This is a genomic window from Pseudarthrobacter sp. HLT1-3, assembly GCF_059383535.1.
On the sequence record NZ_JBWZCJ010000006.1, the window covers coordinates 78,262 to 93,910 of the forward strand.

A 15,649-nucleotide genomic window follows, 5' to 3' on the forward strand; every position below is an offset into this window, starting at 1 on the left:
TCAGCTACGGCTTTAGGCACGCTACCAATGCTAATCGAAAACTTCTTCGAATTTCTATTCCCGGCTGTGTCCCGGGCCCGGGACGGCCGCCCGATGTGTTAGCCATTCTTCACTCGCGGTCGTAGGCGGCGGCGAGCAGCTGCACGGCCTCGGCGAAGCTGGCACCCCGGGCCTTCGCCGCCGCGGCAAACTCGGCGGCAGCGACGGTCAGCGAGCTCCAGGCCTCGTCGCGGGCACACACTACGGTGCCGTTACGGCCGCGGGTCACCACGACGCCGGCCGCCTCCAGTTCCTTGTAGGCGCGGGCCACCGTGTGGGGTGCGACGCCCAGCTCACCGGCCAGGCTCCGGACGGCAGGGAGCTTGGTCCCGGGCGTCAGGGTTCCGTTGTCAGCGCGCTCGATGATGTTGAGGCGGAGCTGGTCGTACAGCGGAACGGAGCTGGCCGGATTTGGGCGCCAGGCGCCGGGGAACGGCTTCGTTGAGGTTTCGGTCGGGGTCACTGTTCGGGCTCCTGGGCACGCTTGGTTTGTTCGCGGCGGGCGAACTGGGCCTCGTACAGTTTCCGGTAGAGGCCGCCCTCCGCGATCAGCTGTGGGTGGGTCCCCTGTTCAACGATTCGTCCTTGGTCCATGACCAGAATTAGATCAGCGTCCCGGACGGTGGACAAGCGGTGGGCTATGACGAAGCTTGTGCGTCCCTGCCGCAGCCGCTGCATGGCCTGCCGGATCTGCACTTCGGTGCGGCTGTCCACCGAGCTGGTGGCCTCGTCGAGGACTAGGATGTTGCGTCCGGCCAGTTGGGCCCTGGCGATGGAGATGAGCTGGCGCTGCCCGCGGCTCAGCGAATCGCCGTCGTTGCCGAGCATCGTGCCGTAGCCGCCGGGCAGGGCCCGGACGAACTGGTCCACGTGGCTGGCCTGCGCAGCGGACGCGATCTCGGCGTCGGCTGCGCCGGGGCGGCCGTACTCGATGTTTTCCCGGATGCTTCCGGTGAATAGCCAGGCGTCCTGCAGCACCGCGGCGAAGTTGGCCCGCAGTTCATCCCGTGTCAGCGCCGCGATATCGGGGCCGTCCACGGTGATGCGGCCGGAATCCGGTTCGTAGAAGCGCATCAGGAGGTTCACCATGGTGGTCTTGCCCGCGCCGGTCTGCCCCACGATGGCCACGGTCTGCCCCGGTTCCACGGCAAAGGACAGGTCCTGGACCACGGGTGAGCCGGGGCGGTAGCCGAAGCTCACCTGCTCGAAGGTGACCCGGCCGGCGGCGCCGGGCGACGAGGCCTCGGTGCCGCCGTCCGGCGCGGACTTCGGCGCCGAAAGGAGGGCAGGTTCCGCCGGGATCTCCGTTGCGTCCAGGAGCTCAAACACCCGCCCGGCCGACACGAGGCAGGACTGCACAAGCGTAAGCATCCCGCCGATCTGGCCCATCGGCTGGCTGAAGAGCCGGCTGAACTGGATGAACGCCTGCAGGCCGCCGATGGTCATGGCGCCGGCGAGAACCTGCAGCGCGCCGACGACGGCGACGGCCACGTAGTTGAGGTTGGACACAAACACCATGAGGGGCTGCACCGCGCCGGACACGTACTGTGCACGGGCACTGGCCCGGCTCAGCTTGTCGTTGCGCTCCTTGAAGCTGGCAGCGGCAGCCTCCTGCCGGCCGAAGGCTTTCAGGACTTCGTGGCCGGTGAAGAACTCCTCCAGCTGAGCATGCAGCCCGCCGGTGTCCGCCCACTGCTCCGTGAAGTGGGTCTGGGATTTCCGGGCGACCAGGACCGTAATGAGGGTGGACAACGGGACGGAGACCAGCGCGATCAGGGCCAGGACCGGGGAAAGCCACAGCATCATGGCCAGCGCCCCTGAGAGCATCAGCAGTGACATGATCAGCTGGTTAAGCAGCTGGTTGAGGGCCTGGGCGATGTTGTCGACGTCGTTGGTGGCGCGGCTCAGCACGTCCCCGCGGTGCTGTTCGTCAAAATGGCTGGACGGCAGGACGTGCAGTTTCTCCTCCACCGAGGCGCGGAGACCGTAGCTGAGTCGCTGCACGGCGACGGCCGTCAGTGCGCCCTGGACCCAGCTGAAGACGGACGCCCCCAGATACAGGACGGAAACGCCGGACAGCAGCGCAGCCAGTTCTTCTACCTGGAAGGCTCCCCCGACGACGCCCGCAACCACGACGTCGGTGGCGTCACCCAGCACTTTGGGTGCCGCCACGTTGAGAATCACGAAGGCGCACGTGGCGGCGATGACGCCGGCCATCCGCCATCTCGATGGCCGCAGCAGCCCGAGCAGCCGTCCGGCGGTCCGCCACCGGAACCGGTCGGGCGCAGCGGTCTCCTGCGGAGTTGCCGTGGGGAGAGTGTCGCTGCGGCCGCCCGCGGGTGTGTCCACAAGGGACTGGTCCCTGGCGTCGCCGGTCGTGGGGGGACCGGTGGGGGCACCGGTGGTGACGTCGCCGGTGGTGGCATCCCGGGTTGTGGGGGTGCCCGTTTCGGCTCCCAGGGACGGTTCGGGGGTCACAGGGTTTCCTCCAGCACGAGCTGGGAGGCGGCGATTTCCCGGTAGCTCGGCGACGACGCCATCAGTTGGTGATGGGTGCCCTGCGACACGACCCGGCCGTCCTCGAGGACGAGGATCAGCCCGGCGTCGACGATGGTGGCTACTCGTTCGGCGACGATCAGGATGGTGGCCGCGGCCAGCAGCGGCCCGATCGCCTCCCGGAGCCGGTAGTCGGTGCCGTAGTCCAGCGCCGAGAAACTGTCGTCGAAGAGGTAGACGGGCGCTTCGCGGAGCAGGGCCCGCGCGATGCACAGGCGCTGCCGCTGGCCGCCGGAAAAGTTCGTGCCGCCCTGGCTCACCGGCGCTTCCAACCCCTGGGGAAGGTTTCGGACAAACGTTTCGGCCTGCGCGGCTCCCAGTACCCGCCAGAGGTCCTCGTCCGTCGCCGCCGGGGCAGCCATCCTCAGGTTCTCGGCGAGGGTCCCGGAGAACAGATAGGAGTGCTGGGGCACGACGGCGATCAGGCTCCGCAGGGTGTCCAGCGGCAGGCTGCGCACGTCGCAGCCGCCGATGCTGATGTCACCGCCGGTGGCCGCCAGGAACCGTGGCAGCAGGTTCAGTAGCGTGGACTTGCCGCTGCCGGTGGCACCGATGACCGCGGTCACCGTCCCGGGTACGGCCGTGAAGCTGATGCCGTCCAGGACCGGAGCCTCGGCGCCGGGGTAGGCGAAGGAGACGTCGCGGAACTCCACGGCGTTGCCCTCCGGAGCGGCCCCGCCCGGCCCGTCCGTGATCGCCGGTGCCGTGTCGAGGACGGCCTGGACCCGGTCCGCGCAGGCAGCCGCACGCGGCGCGGTCATAAAGACGTACATCGCCATCATGATCGCGACCAGGATCTGCAGGATGTAGGCGATGAACGCCGTCAACGCGCCGAGCCGCATCTCCCCGGACTGGATCCGGTGCCCGCCCAACCAGACCACGGCGACTGACGAGAGATTAACGACGAGCATGATCAGCGGCATCATGCCGGCGACCAGCAGCGCGGAATGCAGGTTGTTCTCCGTGAGGTCCTTGTTGGCCCCGTCGAAGCGGCGGATTTCATGGCCCTGGCGGACAAAACCACGAATAACATTGGCGCCGATGATCTGTTCCCGTAGCACCCGGCTGATCCGGTCGATGTGTTCCTGGCCCTGCCGGTAGAGCGGAACGAGGCGGCGGACGATCAGGAACATGATGACGGCAAGCACTGGAATGACAGCGACCACAAGCCCGGACAAGGCGACATCCTGGTTGAGGGCCAGCACGATGCCGCCGATGAAGATGGCCGGCGCGGCGAACAGCATTGTGAAGACGAGGACCGCGAGGTTCTGGATCTGGGCCACGTCGTTGGTGGCCCTGGTGACCAGGCTGGCCGCGCCGAACGCGCCGACTTCCTGCGAGGACAGGGACTGGACCTTGGCAAACAGCTCCTCGCGCAGCTGCCGGCCAAGCTCCATGGCGACGATCGCGCCCAGATAACCGGCCGCGGCGGCCGCCGCGACCTGCACGAAGGCGATCGCTACCATCCAGGCGCCAAGCCGCAGGATCTCCGGGACATTGCCGTTGACGATCCCGTCATCGATGATGGCCGCGTTCAGGGTGGGGAGGAGGAGGTTGGCCGTGGTCTGCACGAGCTGCAGGACAATGATGGCAAGTACGGTCCCTTTGTGGGCGGCCAGCAGCCGGCCCATCAGGCCAATTAGCACCAAACCTCCATCGCTGGACCAGGGCGCAGATCCAGATTCGTCAAAGACAGCCGCCCCCACGCTGCTTCGTCATTGTAAGCACGATCACAGGGTGCTTCGGTGTCATGTGCCTTCCGCCCGGTCGCGGGTGCCGGCTGGGGTCCTGCAGGAAGGGCCGCGGGTCAATCCCGTTTGCGCGCCACAGCGAAGATCCGGCGGAACGGAAACACCGTTCCGTGCGGGCCGGCCGGGTAGGCCTCGGTGAGCCCCGCCGCGTATTGGGCTTCAAAGGTGCGGGCATCCTCGGCGGACAGGGCGGCGAGCACTGGCCGGAGTCCCGCGCCGCGGACCCACTCCAGCACCGGGTTCCGGCCGGGGAGAAGCTGGGAATAGGTGGTCTCCCACGCGTCCGCATCACAGCCGGCGTCGAGCATGATGTTCAGGTAATCACCCGGCTCCCCTACGACGTCGTCGTGGCGCAGCACACCGGCGAGCCGGTCCGCCCACGCGTCCGATTCCGCCAGGGCGCGCATCAGCGTGTGCGAGGGCGATTTGAAGTTGCCGGGCACCTGCAGCGCGAACCAGGCTCCGGGCTTGAGCGCGGCGAGCCAGGCGGCCAGCAGGCCGCGGTGGCCGGGTACCCACTGCAGGGCTGCGTTGGTGACCACCACGTCGGTCTCCGCCGAGGGCATCCAGTCGGTGATGTCCGCCCGGCCGAAGGACAGATTCGGCAGCTGCTCCGTGTGGGCGGCGGACCGGGCCAGCATCTCCGCCGAGGAGTCCAGGCCCGTGACTTCCGCCGTCGGCCAGCGTTCCGCGAGGGTGGCCGTCAGGTTCCCGGGGCCGCAGCCGAGGTCGACGACGTGCCGGGGAGCGTCCGCATGGACCCGGGCCGTCAGGTCAAAGTACGGCCTGTCCCGGTAGTCCCCGAACTGCACGTACTTGGCGGGATCCCATTTCACTGCTGTCCTCCGGTCGCCGGCAAACGATGCGAGATACGAAGCCTATCCCGGACCGGGCGGCGGGGCAGGAGGCACGGCGCCCCTGACGCGCGGGCGGCCCGGCGTCGGCCACTAAGCTGGTGAGCAATGAAACTCGTTGATCAGCTCCCCGCCCCGGCCGCCCGATTCCCAGGCCGCGCCGGCCTCGACCCGGACGAGCTCTACACCCGCTTCGTCGAGTGGACGGAGTCCCGCGGGCTGGCTTTGTACACCGCCCAGGACGAGGCGATCATGGAGCTCGCCTCAGGCGCCAACGTGATCCTTGCGACCCCCACCGGGTCCGGGAAATCGCTCGTGGCGATCGGGCTGCATTACCAGGCCATGGCCCGCGGGCAGCGGAGCTACTACACGGCACCGATCAAGGCCCTTGTCTCGGAGAAGTTCTTTGCCCTCTGTGAGATCTTCGGAGCCGAGAACGTCGGCATGATCACCGGCGACTCCGGCGTCAACCAGGACGCCCCGATCATCTGCTGCACCGCGGAAATCCTGGCCAACATCGCGCTCCGCGAAGGCGCTGCCGCCGAGCTCGGCGCCGTGGTTATGGACGAGTTCCACTTCTACTCCGACCCGCAACGCGGCTGGGCCTGGCAGGTCCCGCTGCTGGAACTCCCCCAGGCGCAGTTCCTGCTGATGTCCGCAACGCTCGGTGACGTCAGCCGCTTCGAAGCCGGCATCACAGAGTTGACCGGCCGGCCGACGACGACGGTCAGTTCCGCGGAACGTCCGATCCCGCTGCACTACTACTACCACCAGACTCCCGTGCACGAGACGCTCGAGGAACTCCTTGCCACGAAGCAGGTCCCCGTCTACGTGGTCCACTTCAGCCAGGTGGAGGCGATCGACCGGGCCCAGAACCTGATGAGCGTCAATGTCTGCACCCGCGAGGAGAAGGACAAGATCGCCGAGCTGATCGCCGGTTTCCGGTTCGCCGCCGGCTTCGGCAAGACCCTCAACCGGCTGGTCCGGCACGGCATCGGCGTCCACCACGCCGGCATGCTGCCCAAGTACCGCCGGCTGGTTGAACAGCTCGCCCAGGCAGGGCTGCTCAAGGTCATCTGCGGCACCGACACACTCGGCGTGGGCATCAACGTCCCGATCCGCACCGTGCTGCTCACGGCGCTGAGCAAGTACGACGGCGTCCGCACCCGGCTGCTGAATTCCCGCGAATTCCACCAGATCGCCGGGCGCGCCGGCCGAGCGGGCTACGACACGGCCGGGACCGTCGTCGTGCAGGCCCCGGAACACGTCACGGAAAACGTCAAGGCGATGGCCAAGGCCACGGTCAAGTTCGGCGACGACCAGAAGAAGCTCCGCCAGGTGGTCAAGAAAAAGCCGCCCGAAGGCTTTGTGTCGTGGGGCGAACCGACCTACAAGCGCCTCGTGGAGTCCGTCCCGGACCCGCTGACGTCCAGCTTCAGCGTCACCCACGCGATGCTGATGAACCTGATGGAACGGCCGGGCGATCCGTTCAAGGCCGCCCGCCGGCTGCTGACCGAAAACCACGAGCCGCGTTCCTCCCAGCTGCAGCTGATGAAAAAGGCCCTGGGCATTTACCGGGAGCTGCTGGCCGCCGGCGTCGTGGAGCGGATCTCCCCTGAGGAGCAGGGCACGGACGGCCGTTCCGTCCGCCTGACGGTCCACCTGCAGGCCAACTTCGCCTTGAACCAGCCGCTCTCCCCGTTCGCCCTCGCGGCGCTGGAGCTGTTGGATCCGGAGTCGCCGTCGTATGCCCTGGACGTGGTGTCCGTGATCGAGTCGACGCTGGAAAAGCCCCGGCAGATCCTTTCCGCGCAGCAGAAGAAGGCGCGCGGGGAGGCGATCGCGGCGATGAAGGCCGACGGCATCGACTACGACCAGCGCATGGCCATGCTGGAGGAGGTCACGTACCCGCAGCCGCTCGCGGAGCTCCTCGGCGAGGCCTTCGACGTCTACCGCCGGGCCGCACCGTGGATCGGCGATTTTGAGCTCGCGCCCAAGTCGGTTGTCCGGGACATGTACGAACGCGCGATGAACTTCGGTGAGTTTGTCCAGTTCTACGGGTTGGCCCGGTCCGAGGGCATCGTGCTGCGCTACCTGGCCGACGGCTTCAAGGCGCTGCGGCAGACCGTCCCGCAGGACGCCCTCCGCGAGGACCTCGAGGACCTCATCGCGTGGCTCGGCGAGCTGGTCCGCCAGGTCGACTCCAGCCTGCTCGATGAGTGGGAGGAGCTCACCTCCGGCAAGGCGCCGACGCCGCATGACGCGCCGCCGCCCCCGCCGCCCTCGCTGACTTCCAATGTCCGTGCGTTCCGGGTGATGGTCCGGAACGAGATGTTCCGGCGGGTGGAGCTCTTCGCGGACGAGGCCGCCACCGCCCTCGGCGAGCTCGATTCCGGCTCCGGCTGGGACGCCGAGCGCTGGGAGGACGTGCTGGATGACTACTTCGACGAGCACGATGACATCGGCACCGGCCCGGACGCGCGCGGACCGGGACTGCTGATCATCACCGAGGAGCCGGGGCTGTGGAAGGTCCGGCAGATTTTCGAGGACCCGGCCGGCAACCACGACTGGGGCATCTCCGCGGAGGTGGACCTCTCGGCATCGGATGAGACCGGCACAGCGGTCGTCCGGGTGACGGATGTGAACCGGCTCTAGGCGGGTCAGGGCACCTGGGCGCCCGGTCCGGCGCCGATCCGGCACCGGGGCCCGCCACCGGGCCGGGCACAGGGTCCGGCGCCGATCCGGCGACCGCGGGCCCGCCCGAGTAAACTTGGACAATGAGTGTAATCCGGCCCGCCACGGCGAACGACGTCCCCGCAATCCTGCAGATGATCCATGATCTTGCCGTCTATGAGAAGGAGCCGGACGCTGTCCGGAACACCCCCGGGATGCTCGGGGAGGTCCTGTTCGGCGAGAACCCGAGGGTATTCGCCGCGATGGCCGAGAACGAGGCCGGCGAGGTCCGGGGTTTCGCCCTTTGGTTCCTGAACTACTCCACCTGGGAAGGCGTCCACGGAATCTACCTCGAGGACCTTTACGTGCGCCCCGAGGCCCGCGGCGAAGGCCACGGCAAGGCGCTCCTGCAGCATCTCGCCGCGACCGCCGTCGAGCGCGGCTATGCCCGGGTCGAATGGAGCGTGCTGGACTGGAATGAACCGTCCATCAATTTCTACAAGAGACTCGGCGCCACCCCGATGGAGGAATGGTCCACGTTCCGGCTGACCGGCGGGGCGCTGGAGGCCTTTGGTAATGCCCGCACGGCCCAGGCCCGTGGCTGACCGGCCCTTCGCTGGCCGGCGCGTCGCTGACCGGACCGGAGCAGAGCTGCCCATGACCCGGTCCGGCGCTGCGGATCTGCTGGTGGCCACCCCACCGGCTGTCCCGCACACGACCAGGGCACGGCACGAATTCCGCGGGATGCGCACCGCGGAACATTACTTCGAGGTGCCGCTGGACCACTCCGGCGCCGGCGGCCCGGCGGGCGAGACCATCACCGTCTTTGCCCGTGAGTATGTCTCCACGGACCACAGCGAGGAAGAAGCCGCCGATTTGCCGTGGCTGCTCTACCTGCAGGGTGGCCCGGGCGGACGCGGCAACCGCCTCACCGGGCTTGGCGGCTGGAGCAAGGCCGCCGCCAAGGACTTCCGCATCCTCATGCTCGACCAGCGCGGTACCGGCCTGTCGTCCCCGGTCGACCGCAAGTCGCTGCCGCTGCGCGGGAGCGACGCCGAGCAGGCGGACTACCTGACGCACTTCCGCGCGGATTCGATTGTCGCCGACGCGGAGGCGATCCGGCTCGCCCTGGGGTCCGGGCCGTGGACGATCTATGGCCAGAGCTATGGAGGCTTCTGTGCCCTCAGCTACCTCTCGTTCGCCCCCGAGGGCCTGCGGGAGGCCCTGATCACGGGCGGCCTCGGGCCGCTTTCGGGGTCCGCGGACCGGGTCTACCAGTCCACTTTCCGGCGAGTGGCGGCCCGCAATGCCGAGTACTTCGGCTGGTATCCGGAGGACCGTGGAACGGTTTCCCGGATCGCCCGGCACCTTCGGAACACTGAGGAATTCCTGCCCGACGGCGAACGGCTCACCGTTGAACGCTTCCAGATGGTGGGTTCCTTCCTGGGCGGCAACACCAGGGTGGATACCCTGCACCATCTGCTCGAGGACGCCTTCGTCGCCACCCCCGGCGGCGACCGCCTGTCAGATGCCTTCCTGGACCAGGTCCGCGGGCTTGTGTCCCGCTCCGCGAACCCGTTGTACGCGCTGATGCACGAGTCCATCTACGGCCAGGGCGAGGCCACGGACTGGGCCGCCTGGCGGGTGCTGCAGGACTTCCCGGAGTTCTCCCCGGACGCCCCCGAGCCGCTGCTGACCGGCGAAATGGTCTACCCCTGGTACTTCGAGCAGGACCCCGCCCTCCGGCCGCTGCGGACCGTTGCCCGGCTCCTCGCCGAAAAGGACGACTGGGCCGCGCTGTACGATCCCGCACGGCTCGCGCTCAACACCGTCCCGGTGGCCGCCGCCGTGTACAGCGAGGACATCTACGTCGACCGCGATCTCTCGCTCGAGACCGCCGCCGCCGTCCGCGGCCTGCAGGTCTGGGAGTCCGCGGACTTCCACCATGACGGCATCGCGGACGACGGCGAGGGCATCTTCGCGCGGCTGCTGGGCCTGACCCGCCCCGTCCGGGACTGAGCGTCCGCGGTCCGATCCGTAGCTAGCTGAGATTCCCGCTGACGTCGCGGACGCCGCCGGCCCGCCTGGCGCGGAAGGCCACGGCCAACACCACCGCCGCGACGGACGCGGCGGCCAGATTGAGGCCCTGATAGCCGACGCCGCTCATCAGCAGACCGGAAAACCCGGCCCCGACCGCCCCCGCAACCCCCATCATGGTGTCCGAGACGCCCTGGACGAGGACGCGGTCGTCGGCGCCGACGCTCTCGGCGAGCAGGGTGGACCCGGCGATGGTCGCCGCGGACCAGCCGAGCCCGAGCAGCACGAGGCCGACCGTCACCAGGACCGGCTCGGCCTGGCCGAGGCCCGCCACGAGGACTGAGAGCAGGATCAGGCCGTGGCCCAGCAGGATGACCGGGAGCCGTCCCGCCTTGTCCGTCAGCCAGCCCATCACCGGCGAGAGCGCGTACATCCCGGCGATGTGAAGCGAGATGGTGAATCCGATCAGGACCAGCACGTCGGTGCCGGCGGCGTGGGCGTGGCCGGCCGGCATGTCGGTCAGGGGCCCCTCGGTGAGCAGTTGCAGGTGCAGCGGCGTCATCGACATCACCGCGGCCATGCAGCCGTGCGCCGCGATGACCGCGAGGAGGGCCAGCCCGGCCCGGGGCGAGGCCCGGACGGCCCGCAGGCCGTGCCGCAGCCCGTGCCGCCGTCGGACGTCCTTGGCACCGGCCGCAGTGCCACTGGCGGTGGCCGTGGCACTGGCGGCGGCCGGCTGCCCGTCGGAACGGAGCCGGGCGGCCAGCAGCAGCGGATCGGGCCGCAGGCCGGCGAACAGCAGCAGCGCCGCCAGCGTCAGCCCCGCCGCGGAGAACACAAAGGGACCGGCCAGCGCCGGCAGGCCGAGGGCCTCCCCCACGAGGGCACCGGGAAGGATCAGGTTGGGACCGGCGACGGCGCCGATGGTCACGGCCCACACCACGATCGCCAGGGAACGGCCGCGGTGTGCGGGATCGGCGAGGTCGACGGCGGCGAAACGGGCCTGCAGGTTGGCGGCTGTCCCGAGTCCCAGCAGGGCCGCGGCCAGCAGCAGCACCGGGAAGCTGCCCGTGACCGTGGAGACGATCACCAGCAGCGCCCCGGCCATGGCAGCGAGCAAACCCGTGACGAGGGACGCCCGCCGGCCACGCCGGCCGGCCAGTCCGGCCAGGGGCAGGGCCGCCGCCGCGGCGCCAAGGGTCATGATCGTTGCGACCGAACCGGCCCACGCACTGGAACCGGAGAGCTGGACCGCCAGCAGGGAACCGACGGAAAGGCTGGCACCGCTGCCCACACCGCTGAGGAGCTGGCCTGCACTCAACACCAAAACGGTACGGCGCTGGACCCGTTGCGGGTCCAGCGCCGTACCGTTTAGCGCCGGAGCGTGGAAGATTTTCACGCTCCGAGCTTAGTCGAACCGGGGCTTAGCCGAATCGAGAGTTGGCCAGACCGGGGGCTTAGCCGGACCGGGCAGCTACTCCACGTTGCTGAGGCTCTTGCGGGCGTCCTCTTCCAGCCGGGCGTCCAGCTTGGCCTGGGTGGCTCTCGAACTGACCAGGCTGGCGATGACGGCGACGGTGATGGTGCCGATGATCACGCCAAAGGAAACGAAGGTCGGGATCTCGGGGGCCCATTCGAGGTGCCGGCCGCCGTTGATGAAGGGCAGTTCGTTGACGTGCATGGCGTGCAGCACCAGCTTGACGCCGATGAAGGCGAGGATCACCGAGAGGGCGTGCTTGAGGTAGATCAGGCGGGTCATCAGGCCGCCGAGCAGGAAGTACAGCTGCCGCAGGCCCATCAGGGCGAAGATGTTGGCGGTGAAAACGATGAAGGCGCTCTGGGTGAGGCCGAAGATCGCGGGGATGGAGTCCACCGCGAACTGCCCGCCGTACTTCGGGCCGGTGAAGGTGAACATCGCTCCCGCGAAGATAAGGGAAAGGGCGATGTAGAAAGCGACCCAAAGGCCCGCTTCCTTCATGGAGGGCTCGTGCGGACGTTTGACGACCAGCAGCAGGTCGATGGCGAGAATGATGCCGAGAACGACGAAAAAGCCGATCTCGAACCAGACGGGACGTTCAGGCACGAAGGTACCTTTCGCAGGGTGCGACTGTGCGGTGCAAGTCTCTCCGACGGCCGGCGTACTCTCAGTACGGCCTGTCAGCCCGCTACGCCCGGCATGGCAGCTGTGCCATACGTGTTGACGATCGTAGCGCTTGGGATACTCCCCTGCGTCAGGCCAGTATTACTCCCTAGGCGTGCCCGGCAGCCTGCATCTGCCGCAGTTCCTTCTTCAGCTCGCCCACCTCATCCCGGAGCCGGGCCGCCAGCTCGAACGCCAGTTCGCCGGCGGCGGAATGCATTTGTTCGGTGAGTTGCTCGATCAAACCCACGAGGTCCTCGGCCGGCGCGGCGGCCAGGCCGTCCGCTCGCACCTTCGACGCGCCCTTGCCCTTGCCGCGCGCCTTTCCTGCGCTGGCGAGAAGCTCGCGGGTGTCGGCGTCCTCCTTGGCGATCTGGTCCGTGATGTCGGCGATCTTCTTCCGCAGCGGCTGCGGGTCGATGCCCTTTTCGGTGTTGTACGCCACCTGGATGGCACGGCGGCGGTTTGTCTCGTCGATGGCGTGGGCCATCGAATCGGTGACCCGGTCCGCATACATGTGGACCTGGCCGGAGACGTTGCGGGCTGCACGGCCGATCGTCTGGATCAGCGAGGTGGACGAGCGCAGGAACCCTTCCTTGTCCGCATCCAGGATGCTCACCAGCGAGACCTCGGGCAGGTCCAGGCCTTCCCGGAGCAGGTTGATGCCGACAAGCACGTCGAAGACGCCCATCCGCAGCTCGCGGAGCAGTTCCACCCGGCGGAGCGTGTCCACGTCCGAGTGCAGGTATTCGACCTTGACGCCGTGGCCCAGCAGGTAGTCGGTGAGGTCCTCGGCCATGCGTTTCGTCAGGGTGGTGACCAGGATGCGTTCGTTCTTCGCGGTGCGGGTCCTGATTTCGCCCAGCAGGTCATCGATCTGGCCCTTGGTGGGCTTGACGACAATCTCGGGGTCGATCAGGCCGGTGGGCCGGATGATCTGCTGGACATAACCGTCGGCCTTGCCGAGTTCGTACTTGCCCGGTGTGGCGGACAGGTACACCGTCTGGCCCACGCGGTCCTGGAACTCGTCCCACTTCAGCGGCCGGTTGTCCATCGCGGAGGGCAGCCGGAATCCGTGGTCCACGAGGTTCCGTTTGCGGGACATGTCGCCCTCGTACATGGCGCCGATCTGCGGCACGGTGACGTGGGACTCGTCGATCACGAGGAGGAAGTCGTCGGGGAAGTAGTCGATCAGGCAGTGCGGCGCAGTCCCGCGGGCCCGGCCGTCGATGTGAGAGGAGTAGTTCTCGATGCCGTTGCAGAAGCCCATCTGCTGCATCATTTCCAGGTCGTAGGTGGTGCGCATCCGGAGCCGTTGGGCTTCCACGAGCTTGTTCTGGCTCTCCAGGACCTGGAGCCGCTCGGCCAGTTCGTCTTCGATCCGCTTGATGGCCCGGCCCATGCGCTCCGGACCGGCCACGTAGTGCGAGGCCGGGAAGACGTACATTTCGGTCTCATCCCGGATGATCTCCCCGGTGAGCGGGTGCAGCGTGTAGATGTTCTCGATCTCGTCGCCGAAGAACTCGACCCGGATCGCAAGCTCCTCATACATCGGAATGATTTCGACGGTGTCGCCGCGGACCCGGAACGTGCCGCGGTGAAAGTCCATGTCGTTGCGGGCGTACTGCATGGAGACAAATTTCCGGAGCAGGTCGTCGCGGTTCATTTCGGCGCCCTTGCGGAGCGTCACCATGCCGGCGATGTATTCCTCCGGTGTGCCCAGGCCGTAGATGCAGGACACGGTGGCGACCACGATCACGTCACGGCGGGTCAGCAGCGCGTTGGTCGCGGAGTGCCGGAGCCGTTCGACTTCCTCGTTGACGGAGGAGTCCTTCTCGATGAAGGTGTCCGTCTGCGCCACGTAGGCTTCCGGCTGGTAGTAGTCGTAGTACGAGACGAAGTACTCGACGGCGTTGTTGGGGAGCAGTTCGCGGAATTCATTGACGAGCTGCGCGGCGAGGGTCTTGTTCTGCACCATCACGAGGGTGGGCCGCTGGACCTGCTCGATCAGCCACGCCGTCGTCGCGCTTTTGCCGGTACCGGTGGCGCCGAGCAGCACCACGTCCTTCTCGCCGTTCTTGATCCGCTCCGTCAGTTCCGCGATCGCAGCCGGTTGGTCACCCGCCGGCTGGAACTCGCTGATGACCTCGAAGGGCGCCACGACACGGTTGATCTGCTGCGCAAGACTCATGTACTTAATCTACCGCCGGGGCCGGCCGCAGTGCCCTGATTCAGCTTTGGGCAGTACCGCTCCCGTGGCTGGCGGGTCCTGCTCCCGCCCCGGGCGCTGGTGCCGGCGCTGGTTCCGGCACTGCGTCCGGTCCTGCCTCTGGTGCGGCCGCTCCGCGTGCGGCCTCAGCCGCCGGCGCGGTGTACGACGGCGGCTGCCAGACCGTGCGCTGCGCCCACGCCTCCATCCGCGGACCGGCGTAGTCGGCGAACCAGGCCTCCTTGTCGGCCGCGTAGCCGGCGGTGGACTTGTCCACACCATGCAGTTTGGCCACGCGCCGCTTCTCGGCAAGGTAGTCGGCACGGGCGGCCTCGTCGTCCCGCAGCCAGTCCCGGAAACACAGCGCAAAACGCCAGCCCGGGGATCCCACCGCGCGGACATGGAGGTTGACCGCCCGGCCGGGGTCCGCATTGCCGTGCAGCCGCTTCGGCCAGTCCGCCGGGGCCGGGCGGGAAGGCTTGGGGTTGTCCGAGACAACGCCGGGCCAGCCGGGGAAGCCCGCGTCGGCCAGCAGCGCCGCGATCCGGTCCGCTGCTGCCATGTTCTCGACGCCGAGCTGGAGGTCCAGGATGTCCTTGGCGGCGAATCCGGGCACCGCCGTGGAACCGACGTGGTCCAGGGTCAGGATCTCCGGCCCGGCGGCGGCCCGCAGACGGGCGATGAGCCGGTCCGCCTGCGCGGGCCAGTCCGGGTTGGCGGGCGTGAGTACCGGCCCGCCGGTGCGCGGTGCGATCCGGTGCCGGGCCAGGTTTTCGGCGAACGGTGCCAGCCGGAACTTCCAAAGCCGGTCCACGGCGTCGCGCAGTTCCTCCTTGGCACCGGAATTGTCCAGGACGGCGTCGGCCGCCGCCAGCCTGTCCTCCCTGCTGGCCTGGGCCGCCATCCGGGCCCGGGCGTCCGCGGCCGTCATCTGCCGGTGCTGCACCATGCGCTGCACCCGGACGTCGTCGGGGGCGTCCACCACCACGACCAGATGGAAATTGGCGCCTTGCCCGGTCTCGACCAGCAGCGGGATGTCCTGCACCACCACGGCGCCTTTCGGGGCGCCGGCAGCCAGTGCGGCGGCGCGTTCCCGCACGAGCGGATGAATGATGCCGTTAAGCACGGCGAGGCGTTCCGGGTTGCCGAAGACGACGGCACCGAGCCTGGGCCGGTCCAGGCCGCCGTCGGGAGTCAGGATGGCTTTGCTGAACGCGTCGACGACCCGGGCCAGACCCGGCGTGCCAGGTGCCACGACCTCGCGGGCCAGGGCATCGGCGTCGATCACCACCGCACCGAGCTCACGCAGGCGCGCGGCCGCCACTGACTTCCCTGAGGCGATGCCGCCCGTCAACCCGATTTTCAGCACCCCACCAGACTAAACTGATCC

The 15,649-nt window shown here is 68.3% G+C and carries 11 protein-coding genes; 3 read left to right on the forward strand and 8 right to left on the reverse strand.

The genetic code is table 11. The features are described 5' to 3' along the window. Nucleotides 1-109 precede the first annotated feature (109 nt). From AC50X9_RS07265 to AC50X9_RS07280, 4 genes are all read right to left on the reverse strand, one after another. On the reverse strand, nucleotides 110-502 hold the full coding sequence (locus tag AC50X9_RS07265) for a GntR family transcriptional regulator (protein ID WP_494891865.1): 393 nt from the start codon (nucleotides 500-502) through the stop codon (nucleotides 110-112). After that, nucleotides 499-2,256, reverse strand: a complete 1,758-nt coding sequence (locus AC50X9_RS07270; protein ID WP_494892130.1) for an ABC transporter ATP-binding protein — start codon at nucleotides 2,254-2,256, stop codon at nucleotides 499-501. Before AC50X9_RS07270 ends, AC50X9_RS07265 begins: the two co-directional genes overlap by 4 nt. Before the next feature lie 257 nt (nucleotides 2,257-2,513). Then, nucleotides 2,514-4,226, reverse strand: coding sequence for an ABC transporter ATP-binding protein (locus tag AC50X9_RS07275; protein ID WP_494892132.1), 1,713 nt, complete (start codon nucleotides 4,224-4,226; stop codon nucleotides 2,514-2,516). Between the two features lie 176 nt (nucleotides 4,227-4,402). After that, the gene (locus AC50X9_RS07280) at nucleotides 4,403-5,182 is read right to left on the reverse strand and encodes a trans-aconitate 2-methyltransferase (protein ID WP_494891867.1); all 780 of its coding nucleotides are present in this window, start codon (nucleotides 5,180-5,182) and stop codon (nucleotides 4,403-4,405) included. Between the two features lie 126 nt (nucleotides 5,183-5,308). Between AC50X9_RS07280 and AC50X9_RS07285 the strand changes: the two genes are divergently transcribed. The 3 genes from AC50X9_RS07285 (at nucleotide 5,309) to AC50X9_RS07295 (ending at nucleotide 9,892) form a co-directional block, all read left to right on the forward strand. Next, nucleotides 5,309-7,855, forward strand: coding sequence for a DEAD/DEAH box helicase (locus AC50X9_RS07285; RefSeq protein ID WP_494891869.1), 2,547 nt, complete (start codon nucleotides 5,309-5,311; stop codon nucleotides 7,853-7,855). 122 nt (nucleotides 7,856-7,977) lie between these two features. Then, nucleotides 7,978-8,478 (forward strand): GNAT family N-acetyltransferase, encoded by a 501-nt coding sequence (locus tag AC50X9_RS07290; RefSeq protein ID WP_494891871.1) that lies wholly within the window; start codon nucleotides 7,978-7,980, stop codon nucleotides 8,476-8,478. Between the two features lie 52 nt (nucleotides 8,479-8,530). Further along, the gene (locus AC50X9_RS07295) at nucleotides 8,531-9,892 is read left to right on the forward strand and encodes an alpha/beta fold hydrolase (protein ID WP_494892134.1); all 1,362 of its coding nucleotides are present in this window, start codon (nucleotides 8,531-8,533) and stop codon (nucleotides 9,890-9,892) included. Between the two features lie 22 nt (nucleotides 9,893-9,914). Here AC50X9_RS07295 and AC50X9_RS07300 read toward each other — a convergent pair whose 3' ends face one another. The 4 genes from AC50X9_RS07300 to coaE form a co-directional block, all read right to left on the reverse strand. Next, on the reverse strand, nucleotides 9,915-11,309 hold the full coding sequence (locus AC50X9_RS07300; RefSeq protein WP_494891873.1) for an MFS transporter: 1,395 nt from the start codon (nucleotides 11,307-11,309) through the stop codon (nucleotides 9,915-9,917). A gap of 75 nt (nucleotides 11,310-11,384) precedes the next feature. Next, on the reverse strand, nucleotides 11,385-11,993 hold the full coding sequence (locus AC50X9_RS07305; protein ID WP_494891875.1) for a TerC family protein: 609 nt from the start codon (nucleotides 11,991-11,993) through the stop codon (nucleotides 11,385-11,387). Nucleotides 11,994-12,159: 166 nt separating this feature from the next. After that, nucleotides 12,160-14,241: an excinuclease ABC subunit UvrB gene (gene uvrB, locus AC50X9_RS07310; RefSeq protein WP_494891877.1), complete on the reverse strand. Its 2,082-nt coding sequence runs from the start codon at nucleotides 14,239-14,241 to the stop codon at nucleotides 12,160-12,162. Between the two features lie 40 nt (nucleotides 14,242-14,281). Further along, nucleotides 14,282-15,628 carry a dephospho-CoA kinase gene (coaE, locus tag AC50X9_RS07315; protein ID WP_494891879.1) on the reverse strand — a complete coding sequence of 449 codons (1,347 nt, stop codon included), beginning with the start codon at nucleotides 15,626-15,628 and terminating at the stop codon, nucleotides 14,282-14,284. Between the last annotated feature and the right edge of the window lie 21 nt (nucleotides 15,629-15,649).

What these genes read in the sequence shown, in the direction of transcription:
- AC50X9_RS07270 (WP_494892130.1), bottom strand. Translation starts at nt 2,256, where the DNA reads ATGGCCGGCGTCATCGCCGCCACGTGCGCCTTCGTGATTCTCAACGTG.
- AC50X9_RS07275 (WP_494892132.1), bottom strand. Translation starts at nt 4,226, where the DNA reads ATGGGCCGGCTGCTGGCCGCCCACAAAGGGACCGTACTTGCCATCATT.
- AC50X9_RS07285 (WP_494891869.1), top strand. Translation starts at nt 5,309, where the DNA reads ATGAAACTCGTTGATCAGCTCCCCGCCCCGGCCGCCCGATTCCCAGGC.
- AC50X9_RS07290 (WP_494891871.1), top strand. Translation starts at nt 7,978, where the DNA reads ATGAGTGTAATCCGGCCCGCCACGGCGAACGACGTCCCCGCAATCCTG.
- AC50X9_RS07295 (WP_494892134.1), top strand. Translation starts at nt 8,531, where the DNA reads ATGACCCGGTCCGGCGCTGCGGATCTGCTGGTGGCCACCCCACCGGCT.
- uvrB (WP_494891877.1), bottom strand. Translation starts at nt 14,241, where the DNA reads ATGAGTCTTGCGCAGCAGATCAACCGTGTCGTGGCGCCCTTCGAGGTC.